The organism is Aeromonas sp. 97A (assembly GCF_051919185.1).
Classification (GTDB): domain Bacteria; phylum Pseudomonadota; class Gammaproteobacteria; order Enterobacterales; family Aeromonadaceae; genus Aeromonas; species Aeromonas veronii.
In genome coordinates this window covers 2,128,116-2,143,053 of record NZ_JBQBFF010000001.1, presented here as the reverse complement: position 1 = coordinate 2,143,053, position 14,938 = coordinate 2,128,116, and the positions used below count along the sequence as shown (strand labels likewise).

Below are 14,938 nucleotides of genomic sequence, written 5' to 3'. Positions count from 1 at the left end.
ATGAATGCTCTCACCGCGGGCGGTCACGCCCTTCGTCATGACTGGACCCTCGCCGAGGTTCAGGCCCTGTTTGCCCTGCCGTTCAACGATCTGCTGTTTCAGGCCCAGACCGTCCACCGCGCCCACTTTGACCCGAATGAAGTGCAGGTGAGCACCTTGCTCTCCATCAAGACCGGCGCCTGCCCGGAAGATTGCAAATACTGCCCCCAGAGCGCCCGTTACCACACCGGTCTTGAGGCCGAGCGGCTGATGGAGGTGGAAAAGGTGCTGGAGCGGGCCCGCGAAGCTAAGGCCAACGGCTCGTCCCGCTTTTGCATGGGGGCCGCCTGGCGCAACCCCAAAGAGAAGGACATGCCCTACATCATCCGGATGATTGAGGAGGTGCGCGGGCTGGGGATGGAGACCTGCATGACGCTGGGGATGCTCACCGCAGATCAGGCGGCGCGTCTTGGCGCTGCGGGGCTTGATTACTACAACCACAACCTCGACACCTCGCCGGAGTTCTACGGCGAGGTCATCTCCACCCGCACCTATCAGGATCGGCTCGATACCCTTGAGCATGTGCGCGGTGCCGGCATGAAGGTCTGCTCCGGCGGTATCGTCGGCATGGGCGAGCAGGCGAAAGATCGGGCGGGCCTCTTGATGGCGCTGGCCAACCTGCCCCGTCACCCCGAAAGTGTGCCCATCAACATGCTGGTCAAGGTAAAGGGGACGCCGCTGGAGAACGAAGAGAACCTCGATCCGTTCGAATTTATCCGCACCATCGCCGTGGCGCGGATCATGATGCCCACCTCCCATGTGCGCCTCTCTGCCGGACGGGAGAAGATGAACGAGCAGATGCAGGCGATGTGCTTTATGGCGGGGGCCAACTCCATCTTCTACGGGTGCAAGTTGCTGACCACCCCCAACCCGGACGAGAACAGCGATATGCAGCTGTTCAAGCGACTCGGTATTCGTCCCGCCCAGCGGGCCCAGAAACCGGATCAGGTTCAAGAAGAGGAGCTGCTGGCCGAGGTGAGCCGCCAGAGCGAACCTGCCGAGATGTTTTATGACGCCACCCGCCCCCGTGCAGGGGCTGCGCGGTTATGACGGGCCCTGCAGTAACGGGCCCCTTTGTGTTGGGCACGGCGCTGGCCGAGCGCGAGCAGGTGGGTCTGCTGCGCAACCGCATCGCGACCGACGGGGCGAGTGGCGGGCGGCTCAGGGTTGCAGGGCGCGACTACCTCAACTTTTCCGCCAACGACTATCTGGGACTGGCAGATCACGGCGCCATCAAGGCCGCCTTCAACGCGGGGATTGAGCGCTATGGTGCGGGCTCCGGCGCCTCGCCACTGGTGACCGGTTACAGCGGTGCCCACCAACAGCTTGAGGAGACCCTGGCCGAGTGGCTCGGGGTGGAGGCGGTGCTGCTGTTCAACTGCGGTTTTTCGGCCAATCAGGCGGTGCTCAAAGCGCTGCTCGGCAAGGAACATCTGCTGTGGCAGGACAAACTCAACCACGCCTCTTTGCAGGAGATGGGCAGCCAGCTCCCTTGCAAGATGAAGCGTTTTGCCCACAACGATATGGCGGCCCTTGAACGGCAGCTTGAGCCAAATCGCGGGCTCATCGTCTCGGAGGGGGTGTTCAGCATGGACGGGGATCAGGCCCCCTGGCGCGAGCTCGCAACCCTCGCCGCCCAGAGCGGCAACTGGTTGATGATCGACGATGCCCACGGTCTTGGTGTGCTGGGAGCCGAGGGGCGCGGCACTCTGGCGGCGCAGGGGGTTCCTTCTGCCAGCGTACACATCCAGATGGGCACTTTTGGTAAGGCGCTTGGCGTCGCCGGTGCCTTTGTCGGCGGCAGCCGCGAGCTGGTGGAGTATCTGGTCAACTTTGCCCGCCACTATGTCTACAGCACCCATATGCCGGCCGCCCAGGCCTGCGCGGTCAGCAAGAGTATCGAATTGGTACGTGCCGCCGATGAGGCCCGCGCCCATCTTGGCCAGCTGATCGCCCGTTTCCGACAAGGGGCAAAGGCGCAGGGCTGGCAGTTGGGGGCGAGCGACACCCCGATCCAGCCGCTGCTGGTGGGGGAGAGCTTTGCTGCTTTGCAACTGGCCGAACGGCTGCGGGAGCGCGGCGTCTGGGTGAGCGCCATCCGCCCGCCCACTGTGCCGGTCGGTACGGCCCGGCTGCGTATTACCCTGAGTGCGGCTCACCGCGAGCAGGATGTGGATCGCCTGCTCGATGCCTTGGGGGTCTGCCCTGCAGCTACAACGCTTGGGGAGACTCATCATGGCTGAGCGTTTTCAAACGGTCGACAAGGCGCAGCTTGCTCGCCGTTTCGGCGCCGCCGCTCGTCATTACGATGCCCATGCCCGCTTTCAACAGGAGGTGGGTCAGGCGCTGCTGGAATGGATGCCGAGCAGTCCGGTTGGCACTGATCTGACGGTGAGCGGGCTGGATCTGGGCTGCGGCACCGGCTTTTTCTTGCCCCAACTGGCGAACCGTTGTCACCAGCTGGTGGGGCTTGATCTCGCCCCCGGCATGCTGGTGCAGGCCGCCTTGCGTGGCAGCGGTGCTCGCCTGCTCTGCGGCGATGCGGAGCAGCTTCCTTTCGCCGATAACGCGTTCGACTGGGTTTTCTCCAGTCTGGCGCTGCAGTGGTGCGAGCGTCCGGCCCAGGCTTTTGGCGAGCTGCTGCGGGTGGTCAAACCGGGCGGCCAGATCTTTTTCTCGACCCTGCTCGATGAGTCGCTCTGGCAGTTGCGAGCCGCCTGGCAGCAGCTTGATGGTCGCGCCCATGTCAATCGCTTCCTCAGCCTGCCACAATTGGAGCAGGCGCTGGCGAGCGCCGGGGTATCTGCTCCCGAGCTGCGTTGTATCACCTGGGATCTCGCCTATCTTGAATTGCCGCAGTTGTTGCGTGATCTCAAGGGGATTGGGGCCAATCAGGTCAATGACAATCAGGGGAGTGCCGCCCCGGCCGGTCTGAGCGGTCGCGCCAGATTGCAGCAGCTGGCGCAGGCATATGAGGCGTTTCGCCAGCCCGATGGCAGGCTGGTCGCCAGTTATCGGGTGTGCCTCGGCTGCCTCAGCAAGCCTCGTTGAGCGCCGGGAACCACAGAGTTTGCAGGGCAGTGTGCCACCCCCTGCCAAGGAGAGAACCGTATGAAATCATTCTTTATCACCGGCACCGATACCGATGTGGGCAAGACGCTGGTGGCGCGCACCCTGCTGCGCGAATTCAGCGCACAGGGAATCAAGTGCGCGGGTTACAAGCCGGTCTCGGCCGGATGTGCTCGCACTCCGGACGGGCTGCGCAACCTGGATGCCGTTCTGTTGCAGGAGGCGGCGAGTCTGCCGCTGCCCTATGAGGTGGTCAATCCGTTCGCCTATGAGCCGCCGATTGCACCCCACATTGCCGCCAGCGAGGCGCACCAGCCTATCACCATGCAGGGGGTGAGCGAGGGGCTACGCAAGATTGAACAGGCCGGAGCCGAGCTGGCGGTAGTAGAAGGGGCGGGGGGCTGGTATCTGCCGCTCGATCGCAAGCATCTGCTGTCGGACTGGGTCAAGCAGGAGAACATGGCGGTGATCATGGTGGTGGGGGTCAAGCTGGGTTGCCTCAACCATGCGCTGCTCACCTTTGCCGCCATTCGCAATGATCAGTTGCCGGTAGCGGGGTGGGTAATTAATCGGCTCCATGGTTCCATGAGCCATTATCAGGAAAATCTGGACACCCTGAGGGGCTTGCTGCCAGCCCCCTTCCTCGGCGAAATTCCGTTTATAAACAATCCGCTTGAAGCCGATTTGCAGGGGCGTCTTGATATCTCGCCGCTACTTTGACGGCATATTCAGCGAACATTCATCGAATCTCCCTAGAATGTCGACATTAACATGATCAGGTGGGGATCCCGAGTGATCCCCGGTCATGTCCCTTATCTTCACAAGGAGTCTATATGAAGCGAATTATGCTATTCCTGGTGACCAACCTGGCCGTCATGCTGGTGCTGGGGGTGGTACTCAATATCCTGTTCTCGGTTCTGGGGATCAACAAGTCCAGCATTTCCGGGCTGTTGGTGTTCTGTGCCGTGTTCGGTTTTGGGGGTTCCTTTATCTCCTTGCTGATGTCCAAGTGGATGGCCAAGCGCAGCTATGGCGTCCAGGTCATCGAGCAACCCCGTAACGAGACCGAGCACTGGCTGGTGAGCACTGTGGCGCGTCAGGCCCGCGAAGCGGGTATCAAGATGCCGGAAGTGGGGATCTACGACTCTCCCGAGATGAACGCCTTTGCGACCGGTGCTCGCCGCGATGATTCGCTGGTGGCGGTCTCCTCCGGCCTGCTCTACAGCATGAGCCGTGACGAGGCGGAAGCGGTACTGGCCCACGAGGTGAGCCACGTGGCCAATGGCGACATGGTGACCCTGACCCTGATCCAGGGTGTAGTGAACACCTTCGTGATGTTCTTCGCCCGGATCGTGGCTGGCGTGATCAGCAACTTCTTCAGCTCCAACAACGAGGAAGAGAGCAGCAGCACCGGCGGTTTTGCTTACATGATCACCGTGTTCGTGCTGGAGATGCTGTTCGGCATTCTGGCCTCCATCATCGTCATGTGGTTCAGCCGTCAGCGCGAGTTCCGTGCCGATGCCGGTGCCGCCAAGCTGGCCGGTCGCGACAAGATGATTGCCGCCCTTGAGCGCCTCTCCCGCGGTGTCGAGCCGCAGCTGGAAGGCTCCATGATGGCCTTTGGCATCAACGGCAAGCGCTCCATGAGCGAGCTGTTCATGAGCCACCCGCCCATCGAGCAGCGTATCGCCGCCCTGCGTGGTTGATAGATACTGAATGACGGGAGATGACCCCGAATAAAAAACGGCTGCCTTCGGGCAGCCGTTTTGCTTTTCAGCGTTCTTTAAAGCTTGAAGTGTCCCATCTCCTGACGCAGTACCCGTGACAGCTGTTTGAGCTTGGCCGCCTCTTGGGATACGTGACGGGCGGCATCCCCCGATTGCTCGGAGAGGGAGGTGATGTTGCCGACGGTGGAGACTACCTCGTTGGCGGCGGTCGACTGCTCGCGCAGGGTGTGGCTGATCTCTCCCATCAAGCCGGTGAGGTTGGAGGCGTGGCTCTGGATGCTGGCGATCGCCTCGCCGGTCTGGTTGGCCAGCGTGACCCCGCGAGAGACGTTGTTGACCGTGTTCTCCATGCTGCGGATGGAGGCATCCGCCCCGCTCTGGATTTTGCTAATCATCCCGGTGATCTGTTGGGTTGAGGCCGCCGAGCGGCTGGCCAGATTGCGCACCTCGTCGGCCACCACCGCAAAGCCGCGACCCTGTTCACCGGCCCGCGCCGCCTCGATGGCCGCGTTGAGGGCCAGCAGGTTGGTCTGATCGGCGATGCCGCGGATCACCCCGATGATCTCCGAAATCTGCTGGGTATGGCCGTTGAGCTCGGAGATAGTGCTGGCCGCATCCCCCACAGTGGTGGAGATATTCTCGATGCTGCCAAGCGTCTCTTTAATGACCCCCGAACCCTCCTCCAGGGTATTGGCGGAGACCTTGCTCAGCTCGTCGGCATGGGTGGCATTGTCGGAGAGGTGGCTGATGCTCACTACCAGCTCCTCGATGGCGGCGGCCATGGTCTGGGTGCTGGTTTGCTGATCGGTGGCAAACTGGGCGGTCTGCTCGGCGATCTGGGCGATGCTGTCGGCAGAATGGGATAGTTCCTCGGTGGAGTGAGAGACCTTGGCGATGATCCCCTTGAGGGTGGTCTGCATACCGCCGAGCAGGCCGATCAGGCTCTCTTTCGATCCTGGCGGCACCTTGATGGGGCGCGAGAAGTCCCCTTCCGCCATCATATGGAGGTCGGTCTTGAGCTGCTCGACCGAGGTGCCCACCAGATCGAGCAGGGAGCGATAGGTGCGCCAGAGGAAGAACATCAACACCAGACCGAGGGCGATAAAGAGATAGCGCAGCATGTCGGTATTGGCGATGGCGCTCTCGACTGCCTCATGGTTGCGCTGCTCCATCATCACGTAGAAGTCATCGATGGGGGACATGATGCGCCCCTTGTTCTGGTGATAGGCCTTGTCATGCATCATGGCGATGGCTTTTTGCTGGTTGGCAACCGGGTCGCCATCGGTCTGCTGCACCAGTTTGAAGGCGGCGACCTCGGTGTTGACCAAGGCATCCGAGTTGTTTTTGGCCTCGTTCAGTTTGGCGAGCTCACCGTCGGTGAAACCGGCATCCTTCATCAGGTCGATCAGGCCACGGCGAACATTGCTGTCGGGGCGGGGATTCTGGCCGTTGGCGGCGACAAAGTCCCAGTAGATACGGTTGTAGCCATCCGGCCTCGGCTGTTCGCCGTTGCGAATGGCCAGGATCCGCATGTACTGCTGCTCGTAGGCTGGATCCTTGGTGATGACATAGGTGCGACCGAGTCGGGTCAGATCATCGGAGGATTGGCGCAGTTCGTCGGCCAGCAGGTAGGAGACATATTGTTGTCGATAACTCTCTTCCAGTTGTTTACCCGCCCAGCTGTAGGCGAAAAACACAAGTGACAGCAGGATCAGGGTGATGACGGATAGCAGCAGGTTGAGCTGAAAGGCGGGCTTGTTCTGTTCCATGGTATGGGCGTCCTTTCCCTATGGCTGAGTGTCGTATGGAGCATCGCCAAGTCAATGGCTGGCAAGGCTTTTTGCTCTGAGAGTATAGGAAGGGAAACTCACTGATGAAGGCCGTGGGGACAAATTAAGGGCGGATCAGGTGAACAAGTGTGGATAAAGATGACCGGGGTCAATTCCCCGGTCATCTGGGGGGGGGCGTGAGTTAATGCGGCTCGATCACCCGATCATAGGATTTCAAGGTCAGTGAGCGGCACGGCGCAGCAGGCAAGGATCTTGCCCTCCGCCCGCTCGGCGGCGGTGATGGCGGGGGCGTCGGGGTGATCCACCTCGCCCGAGAGCAGCGTCTGTTTGCAACTGCCGCAGATGCCGGCGCGGCAGCTCCATGGCAGCTCTACGCCTTGCTTGTTGGCCTGATCCAGCACTGTGCCCTGATTGTTGCCGGTAAAGGCTTGGGCGCCGATACGCAGTTGTACCGCCTGATGGGGGCGGGCCACCGAGATAATGGCGCCGCCAAAACTCTCCTGTTTGATCCGTGCGGCTGGAACGCCGAGGGCCGCAACTTTGGCGGCAGCATCGGCCATAAAGCCGTGGGGGCCGCAGATAAAGACCTCTTTTTCGGCCAGACCTTTGATCAGTTGCAGATGCTCATCATTGAGTCGCCCTTGCAGCCCCTGCCAGTGATTGTCCGGCTGGCTCAGGATAATGGTGAGGGTCATCCCCTGCTGCGCCATGGCGTGCAGTTCGCTGGCGGCGGGAATGTCCGCTTCACTGCGGCACAGGTGCATAAAGTGAACCTCTTCCAGCTCCCCGCGTAGCGCCAGGGTGCGGGCTATCGCCAGCATGGGGGTGACGCCGGAGCCTGCGGAGAGCAACAGGAGGTTGCGCTCGCGGCCCAGGTGAAACTCGCCAGCGGGGTTGGCGGCCAGCAGCCGATCACCCACCTGCAACTGCTGGTGCAGCCAGTGGGAGATGCGGCCACCCTCCACCTTTTTGACGCTGATGCTGTAACGCTCCGGGTGATCCGGTGTGGAGCTCAGGGTATAGCGGCGCTGGATCCGCTCATTTTTGATATCGAGGCTGATGGGAAGATGCTGGCCCGGCAGGTAGTCGGGCAGGGGCTCGCCATCGGCGGCTTCGAACCAGAAGGTCTCCAGAGCCCGCGCCAGCGGTTCGCGGGCCACGCAGACCAGCTCCCGCTTCTTCGGCGCGGCGGCGGGATAGACCACCGGACGGGTGCGCTCCAGCACTTCTATCTCGCTACCTGCCTCAATCCATCCCTCGTTCAGCGCCACCAGATTCTGGCCGAAGTAGACCTCGCCATCCTCGCCACGGCGGTAGCGGGTGAGGGTGGCCAGCGGCTCTTTCAGGGCGTTGAAACGATCGGTGCCCGCTTCCACCGTGGTCATGATGCAGCGGCTGCAGGGTTTGACCACCTTGAATTCCACCTCACCGATGCGGATGCGCACCCAGCTGTCCTCCTCGAAGGGCAGGGTATTGCTTGCCACCAGATTGGTGCGGAACTGGCTCATCTGATGCAGCGCATCGGAGCGCAGATTGAGATCCTCAAGGGAAGCCTGGCTTATCAGCAGTAGCGGATAACCGTCGGCAAAGCTGACCCGGGTGCCAGTCTTTTCACGAAAGCGATCCGAGGTTTCACCCAGCCAGAGCAGTTGCACCGTTTCCCCTGCCACCCGGCTCAGCCATCCATCGGCTTTGGGGTCGGTGTGCAGGGCGGTGAAGCGGTCGCTCCAGACTCCGGTAGCTTGCGGGGCGCGGCTGAAGTCGGCCTCTTGCAGGGTGAGCGGTTCAAAGCCCGGAGAGCGCAGTTGCAAGCCCCCTTCGATGGGGGTGGCCACGACCTGTTGCAGCTGGGGATGGGTACGGGCGGTGATAAAGGTGCCGTCCGGTTTGACCACCATGTAGCGGCGATCCCCTGCCAGTCCCTCTTCGGTCACCCGGGCGCGAGCCAGCGGCATACCTGCAGTCGATTTGATGGGGTAGAGGTGAATGCTGTCTAGCCTGGGCATCTTCATATCCTTGTGACGCGGCGCGATCGCCTGGAAAAAGGGGAACATAACGGTTCCCCGGCGATCCGGCAATCCTTTCAAGGGGGCGGTCTATAGTTGGGAAAACAGAACAAGAGGGCATCGGGATGAAAATAAGCTGGTTGCTGGCGGGGAGCCTTTTTTGCCACGGGCTCTGGGCGCAGGAGCTGACCCTGACCACGGGAGAGTATCCCCCTTACTGCTCCGAGACGCTGAAATATCAGGGGCTTATCCCTCATGTGGTGAGCGAGGCATTCAAGAGTGAAGGGGTGAGCGTCAAGTTTCAGTTTCTGCCATGGAAGCGGGCCTTTCGCTTGTCGGAGGAGGGAGTGGTGGATGGCACTGTCCACTGGTATGAGTCGAGCGAGCGGCGCAAAACCCATCTCTACAGCGATCCCATCCTGAGCGAAACCTACGTCTGGTTCTATCTCAAGTCAGATCCGCTGGAATGGCGCAGCTATCAGGATCTGGCGGATCGCAAGCTGGCTGCGGTCAGTGGTTATACCTACAATGCAGATTTTTTTGCAGCCATCGCGCAGGTGCCGCTGCAGGTGCAGTTCGTCACCCGGCTGCGCCAGAGCTTCGATCTGCTGCTCTCCGGCCGCGCCGACCTGACGCTGGAGAACATAGATGTCGGCTACTACTCCCTGCGTCAGTTCTACCCGGCCAGCACGGTCGATCTCTTTGCAACCCATTCAAAACCCGTGATGAAAGTTGAAGGTCACCTGTTGATCAGCCGCAAGCGTGCCAACGCTGACGAACTGATCAAAACCTTTAATCGGGGGCTCGCCAAACTGAAAGCCAGCGGTCAGCTGGAGAAGATGTTACTTGAGTCACGTTCTGGTCTCTATGAACCATAAAGTGCAACATTTTTTGATCCTGATTCGCTAATCAGTACAAAAAAGCGGCCATTATCGACTCAGTTCCCAGTTTCTAACGCTTTCGCTTCTTCCCCATCCGGCCACCGTCCGCCTCGGCTACACGGTATCAAGCGCCATCGGGTGGGGCCTGTCACACAAAAAGAAGAAAGCAATGTATGAGCAAACAACTGGACATGACCCCATTGCCGGATCTCTCCCTGAAAACGGGAACAGGCCCGGTGCGTACCCGGCTACCCGTTTGGCGGCCGGCCCTGCCACCCTGCAATCACGCCTGCCCGGCCGGAGAAAATATCCAGGCCTGGCTCTCTTTGGCGCAGGCCGGCCGTTTTGAGGCGGCCTGGCAGACTCTGATCGAAGAGAACCCCTTGCCCGCCATTCATGGCCGGGTCTGCTATCACCCCTGCGAGAGTGCCTGCAACCGCGGGCAGGTGGATGAATCCGTCTCCATCCATGCCATCGAGCGTTTCCTCGGCGACGAGGCGCTGGCCCGTGGCTGGCAGCCTGCGCCACCTGCCCCTGCCAGCGGCAAGAAGGTGCTGGTCATTGGCGCCGGTCCCTCCGGCCTCTCCTGCGCCTGGCACCTCAACCGGCTCGGCCATCAGGTGGAGATCCGCGAAGCGGGGCCGCTTGCTGGCGGCATGCTGCGCTTCGGTATTCCCGCTTACCGTCTGCCCCGCGACGTGCTGGATCGGGAGGTGGCCCGCATCGTGGCGGCCGGGGTGACGCTGACCCTCAACTACAAGGTGGAGGATGTGCTGCGCGAGCGCGACGAGGGGGGCTTTGATGCCGTCTTTATGGCCATCGGCGCCCATCTGGCCAAGCGGGTCGATATTCCGGCCCGGGAAGCGGGCAAGATCCTCGATGCGGTGAGTTTCCTCGAGCAGGCCAGTCTGGCCGAAGAGCAGGGCTTACCACCCCCTAAACTGGGACGGCGGGTAGCGATTTATGGGGGGGGCAACACCGCCATGGATGCGGCCCGTACCGCCCGCCGTTTGGGCGTTGAAGAGGCAATGATCATCTACCGCCGCGACCGGGACCATATGCCTGCCCATGCCTTCGAGGCCGACGAGGCCGAGGAGGAGGGGATCAAGATCAACTGGCTGCGCAGCATCCGCCAGCTCGACAACACCAATATCGAGGTGGAGGTGATGGCGCTGGATGCCGAGGGCAAGCCGGTGCCCACCGGCAAGTTTGAAACCCTCGAAGCAGACTCCCTTATTCTGGCGCTCGGTCAGGAGGTCGATCTCTCGGTGCTGGAGAGCATTCCCGGCGTGCGGGTCAACAAGGAGGGGGTAGTGCAGGTGGCAGGCAACCTGATGACGGATGTGCCGGGTCTGTTTGCGGGCGGCGACATGGTGCCCTCCGAGCGCACCGTCACCATCGCCACCGGCCATGGCAAGAAGGCGGCGCGCCATATGGATGCCTGGCTGCGCGGTCGCCACTACCAAAAGATGGTCTCCTACCCGCTGGTGGGGCCAGAGCAGTTGCAACTCTGGTTCCAGACCCACGCCCCGGCCAGCAGTCAGCCGGTCAAACCGGCGTGGGCGCGGGATGACTTTGGCGAGATCATCGGTGGGCTGGATGAGGTGGCCGCCCGCTACGAGGCGGCGCGCTGCTACTCCTGCGGCAACTGCTTCGAGTGCGACGGCTGCTATGGCAGCTGCCCCGAGCAGGCCATCGCCAAGCTGGGGCTGGGCAAAGGTTATCAGGTGGATGCCGAGCGCTGCACCGGCTGCGGTGCCTGCCACGACCAGTGCCCTTGTCACGCCATCGAGCTGCGCCAACCGGAGGAGTCCCAATGAAACATGAACTGATCATGGTCGACGGTAACGAAGCCGCGGCCTGGGTGGCGTACCAGCTGAGTGAAGTGTGTGCCATCTACCCCATTACCCCGAGCTCGACCATGGCCGAACTGGCCGATGCCTGGGCGGCGGAGGGGCAGACCAACCTGTGGGGCAACATTCCCACAGTGGTGGAGATGCAAAGCGAAGGGGGGGCGGCCGGCACGGTACACGGCGCCCTGCAGGCGGGGGCGCTCGCCACCACCTTCACCGCCAGTCAGGGGCTGATGCTGATGCTGCCCAACATGTACAAGATCGCCGGTGAACTGACTTCGGCGGTGTTCCATGTGGCGGCCCGCTCTCTGGCGGCGCAGGGGCTGTCGATTTTTGGCGACCATCAGGATGTGATGGCTGCGCGCAGTACCGGCTTTGCCATGCTCGTCTCCGGCTCGGTGCAGGAGGCGCAGGACCTGGCCTTGGTCGCCCATAGCGTCACCTTGCAATGCCGGGTGCCCTTTATCCACTTCTTCGACGGGTTCCGTACCTCCCACGAGGTGAACAAGATCACCGCCCTGCATCGGGATGAAATTCGCGCCCTTATCGACAACGACTGGGTACGCGCCCACCGTGCGCGGGCGCTTAACCCGGATCATCCGGTGATGCGCGGCACCGCCCAGAACCCGGATACCTATTTCCAGTCCCGCGAGAGCGTCAACCCCTTCTACGAGGCGGTACCGGCCCGGGTGCAGCAGTGCATGGACAATCTCGGCGAGCTGACCGGCCGCCACTACCGGCTGGTGGAGTACCACGGTGCATCGGATGCCACCGACGTCATCGTGCTGATGGGCTCGGGGGCGGCCACCGCCCGCACCACTGTGGATTGGCTCAACCGGCAGGATCGCAAGACCGGGGTGCTGGTCATTCGCCTCTATCGCCCTTTCCCGGTACAGGCGCTGCTCGACGCGCTGCCGCAGAGCGTGCGGCGCATCGCCGTGCTGGATCGCACCAAGGAGCCTGGGGCGGGCGGCGAGCCGCTGCTGCTGGATGTGCAGAGCGCGCTGATCGACGGTTTGCAGCGCGGTCTTATCAAGCGGCTGCCCTGGCTCAGTGGCGGTCGCTATGGCCTCTCCTCCAAAGAGTTCACCCCCGCCATGTGCGCGGCGGTGTTTGAGGAGCTCTCTTCCGATGCGCCGCGCCCCCGCTTTACCGTGGGGATTGTCGATGACGTCTCGGGCCTCAGTCTGGCCTGGCACCCCATCGGCGATCTGGAGCCTGCCAGCCGGGTGCGGGCGCTCTTCTTCGGCCTCGGCGCCGACGGTACCGTCGGCGCCAACAAGAACAGCATCAAGATCATCGGCGAGCTGGAGGGGTTCCACGCTCAGGGCTACTTCGTCTACGACTCCAAAAAGTCGGGCTCGCGCACCGTCTCCCACCTGCGCTTTGGCCCCGAACCCATCGACGCCCCCTGGCTTATCGAGCAGGCGAGCTTTATCGGCTGCCACCAGTGGGGCTTTGTTGAATCGGTGGACCTGCTGGAACATGCCGCGGAAGGGGCAACCCTGCTGCTCAATGCCCCCTATGAGGCGGACAAGGTGTGGGGTCAGCTGCCCGAGCGGCTGCGTGCCCGTATTCGCGCCCTCAATATCCAGCTCTACTGCATCGATGGGGATCGGGTGGCCGAGCAAAACGGCATGGGCAATCGCATCAACACCATTATGCAGACCTGCTTCTTCGCCCTGGCTGGGGTGTTACCACGGGACGAGGCCATTGCCCTTATCAAGGAGAGCATCGAGAAGAGCTATGCCCGCAAGGGGCCCGAGGTGGTCGAGCGCAACTTCGCGGCGGTGGACGACACTCTGGCTCATCTCCATCAGGTGGCCATCCCGGCCGGTGAAGAGCAGATCAGCGACTATCCGCTGCCATTGGCGCCGGGTGGCAGCGAGTTTGTCCAGCGCGTCACCGGCGAGATGCTGGCGGGGCGTGGCGATCTGATCCCCGTTTCCATGCTGCCAGTGGATGGCACTTACCCCACCGCCACCAGCCGCTTCGAGAAGCGCGATATCGCCCGCGAGATCCCGATCTGGCACTCCGATATCTGCATCCAGTGCGGCAACTGCGTCTTTGTCTGCCCCCACGCGGCGCTGCGGGCCAAGTTCTACCATCAGGACTGGTTGGCGACCGCCCCCGAGGCCGCTCAGTCGGTGCCGGTCACCGCCAAGGGCTTCCCCGACAGCCGCTACACATTGCAGCTCTATCCGGAAGATTGCACCGGCTGCGGCCAGTGCGTGCAAGCCTGTCCGGTGCGGGTCGGTGCAGATGAGAGCCATGAGGGCGAGCGCGCCATCACCATGATGGACAAGGCGCCGCATCTGGCTGGCCAGAAGCAGGCGCTGCGCTGGTTCGAGAGCCTGCCCTGGCCTGCCCGCGAGCGGGTGGATTTCTCCACGGTGCGCGGTGCCCAGTTCCTCGAACCCCTGTTCGAGTTCTCCGGTGCCTGCGCCGGCTGTGGCGAGACTCCGTATCTCAAGCTGCTGACCCAGCTGTTTGGCGACCGCATGCTGGTGGCCAACGCCACCGGTTGCTCCTCCATCTATGGCGGCAATCTGCCGACCACGCCGTGGGCCAAGAACGCGGAAGGGAAGGGGCCGGCCTGGTCCAACTCCCTGTTTGAGGACAACGCCGAGTTCGGCTTTGGTTTTCGTCTCACCGCCGATCAGCATCACGGGCAGGCGGTGGCGGCCCTCGAAGCGATGAAGGGGGAGTTGGGGGAGGCATTGGTCGATACCCTGATTAGCGCCCCGCAGCGGCTGGAGTCGGAGATCCGCGCCCAGCGTACCCGGGTGGCGCAAGTGCGCGAGCGGCTGGAAGAGGTGAAGTCCGGCAAGGCCCGCGAGCTGCTATCGCTTATCGATCAACTGGTGCGCCGCTCGGTCTGGATCATCGGCGGCGATGGCTGGGCTTATGACATCGGCTCGGCGGGGCTCGATCATGTGCTCGCCTCCGGACGCGATGTGAACGTGCTGGTGATGGATACTGAGGTCTACTCCAACACTGGCGGCCAGATGTCGAAATCGACCCCGCTCGGCGCCGTCGCCAAGTTCGCGGCGGGGGGCAAGACGCTGGCCAAGAAGGATGTGGCGTTGCAAGCCATCTCCTACGGCAACGTCTATGTTGCCCGCATCGCCTTTGGTGCCAACCCGCAGCAGGCGCTGCAAGCCTTGCGTGAGGCGGAGGCCTATCCGGGGCCGTCGCTTATCATCGCCTACAGCCACTGTATCGCCCACGGCATCGATATGGAGTTTGGCCTGACCCAGCAAAAACGCGCCGTCGCCTCCGGCCACTGGCCGCTGATGCGCTACAACCCGGTACTGCGCAGATCGGGGCAGAACCCCTTCAGTCTCGACAGCCTGCGCCCCTCCATCCCCCTCGCTGAATACCGGCAGGAGGAGACCCGTTATCGGGTGCTGGCCCAGAGCCATCCGGAGGAGGCCGAACGGCTGATGCAGGTGGCGCAACAAGTGGCGTGGCAGAAGTGGGCTACCTACGAGGAGATGGCCACCCGCGAGGCCAGCCATTTCCATCCGCCGGTGTGAGAATAGGTGAGTGAAATATAACCAAGCGGGCCAA

10 protein-coding genes are annotated in these 14,938 nt (G+C 62.5%); 8 read left to right on the top strand and 2 right to left on the bottom strand.

Translation table 11 applies throughout. The features are described from left to right. From bioB to htpX, 5 genes are all read left to right on the top strand, one after another. The gene (gene bioB / locus ACTG27_RS09480) at window positions 1-1,089 is read left to right on the top strand and encodes a biotin synthase BioB (protein ID WP_439979562.1); all 1,089 of its coding nucleotides are present in this window, start codon (window positions 1-3) and stop codon (window positions 1,087-1,089) included. Next, entirely contained in the window at window positions 1,086-2,282 is a 1,197-nt protein-coding gene (gene bioF, locus ACTG27_RS09475; RefSeq protein WP_439979561.1) for an 8-amino-7-oxononanoate synthase, read from the top strand. The genes bioB and bioF overlap by 4 nt, the downstream gene beginning before the upstream one ends. After that, window positions 2,275-3,090: a malonyl-ACP O-methyltransferase BioC gene (bioC, locus tag ACTG27_RS09470; protein WP_439979560.1), complete on the top strand. Its 816-nt coding sequence runs from the start codon at window positions 2,275-2,277 to the stop codon at window positions 3,088-3,090. The genes bioF and bioC overlap by 8 nt, the downstream gene beginning before the upstream one ends. Window positions 3,091-3,150: 60 nt before the next feature. Then, a complete protein-coding gene (gene bioD / locus ACTG27_RS09465) occupies window positions 3,151-3,828 on the top strand; it encodes a dethiobiotin synthase (RefSeq protein ID WP_439979559.1) in 678 nt (225 codons plus the stop codon). A gap of 113 nt (window positions 3,829-3,941) precedes the next feature. After that, the gene (gene htpX, locus ACTG27_RS09460; protein ID WP_439979558.1) at window positions 3,942-4,814 is read left to right on the top strand and encodes a protease HtpX; all 873 of its coding nucleotides are present in this window, start codon (window positions 3,942-3,944) and stop codon (window positions 4,812-4,814) included. A 77-nt stretch (window positions 4,815-4,891) separates the two neighbouring features. Here the strand turns inward: htpX and ACTG27_RS09455 are convergent, their stop codons facing one another. Next, a complete protein-coding gene (locus ACTG27_RS09455) occupies window positions 4,892-6,604 on the bottom strand; it encodes a methyl-accepting chemotaxis protein (RefSeq protein ID WP_069527875.1) in 1,713 nt (570 codons plus the stop codon). 224 nt (window positions 6,605-6,828) lie between these two features. Beyond that, window positions 6,829-8,679, bottom strand: coding sequence for an MOSC N-terminal beta barrel domain-containing protein (locus tag ACTG27_RS09450; protein ID WP_439979557.1), 1,851 nt, complete (start codon window positions 8,677-8,679; stop codon window positions 6,829-6,831). A 77-nt stretch (window positions 8,680-8,756) separates the two neighbouring features. On the opposite strand from ACTG27_RS09450, the gene ACTG27_RS09445 reads away from it, so the two are divergent. From ACTG27_RS09445 to nifJ, 3 genes are all read left to right on the top strand, one after another. Then, on the top strand, window positions 8,757-9,509 hold the full coding sequence (locus ACTG27_RS09445; protein WP_120415265.1) for a substrate-binding periplasmic protein: 753 nt from the start codon (window positions 8,757-8,759) through the stop codon (window positions 9,507-9,509). A 176-nt stretch (window positions 9,510-9,685) separates the two neighbouring features. Beyond that, entirely contained in the window at window positions 9,686-11,332 is a 1,647-nt protein-coding gene (locus tag ACTG27_RS09440) for an NAD(P)-binding protein (protein ID WP_439979556.1), read from the top strand. After that, complete coding sequence (gene nifJ / locus ACTG27_RS09435) at window positions 11,329-14,904, top strand: pyruvate:ferredoxin (flavodoxin) oxidoreductase (protein ID WP_439979555.1); 3,576 nt, start codon at window positions 11,329-11,331, stop codon at window positions 14,902-14,904. Before ACTG27_RS09440 ends, nifJ begins: the two co-directional genes overlap by 4 nt. The last annotated feature ends 34 nt before the right edge of the window (window positions 14,905-14,938 follow it).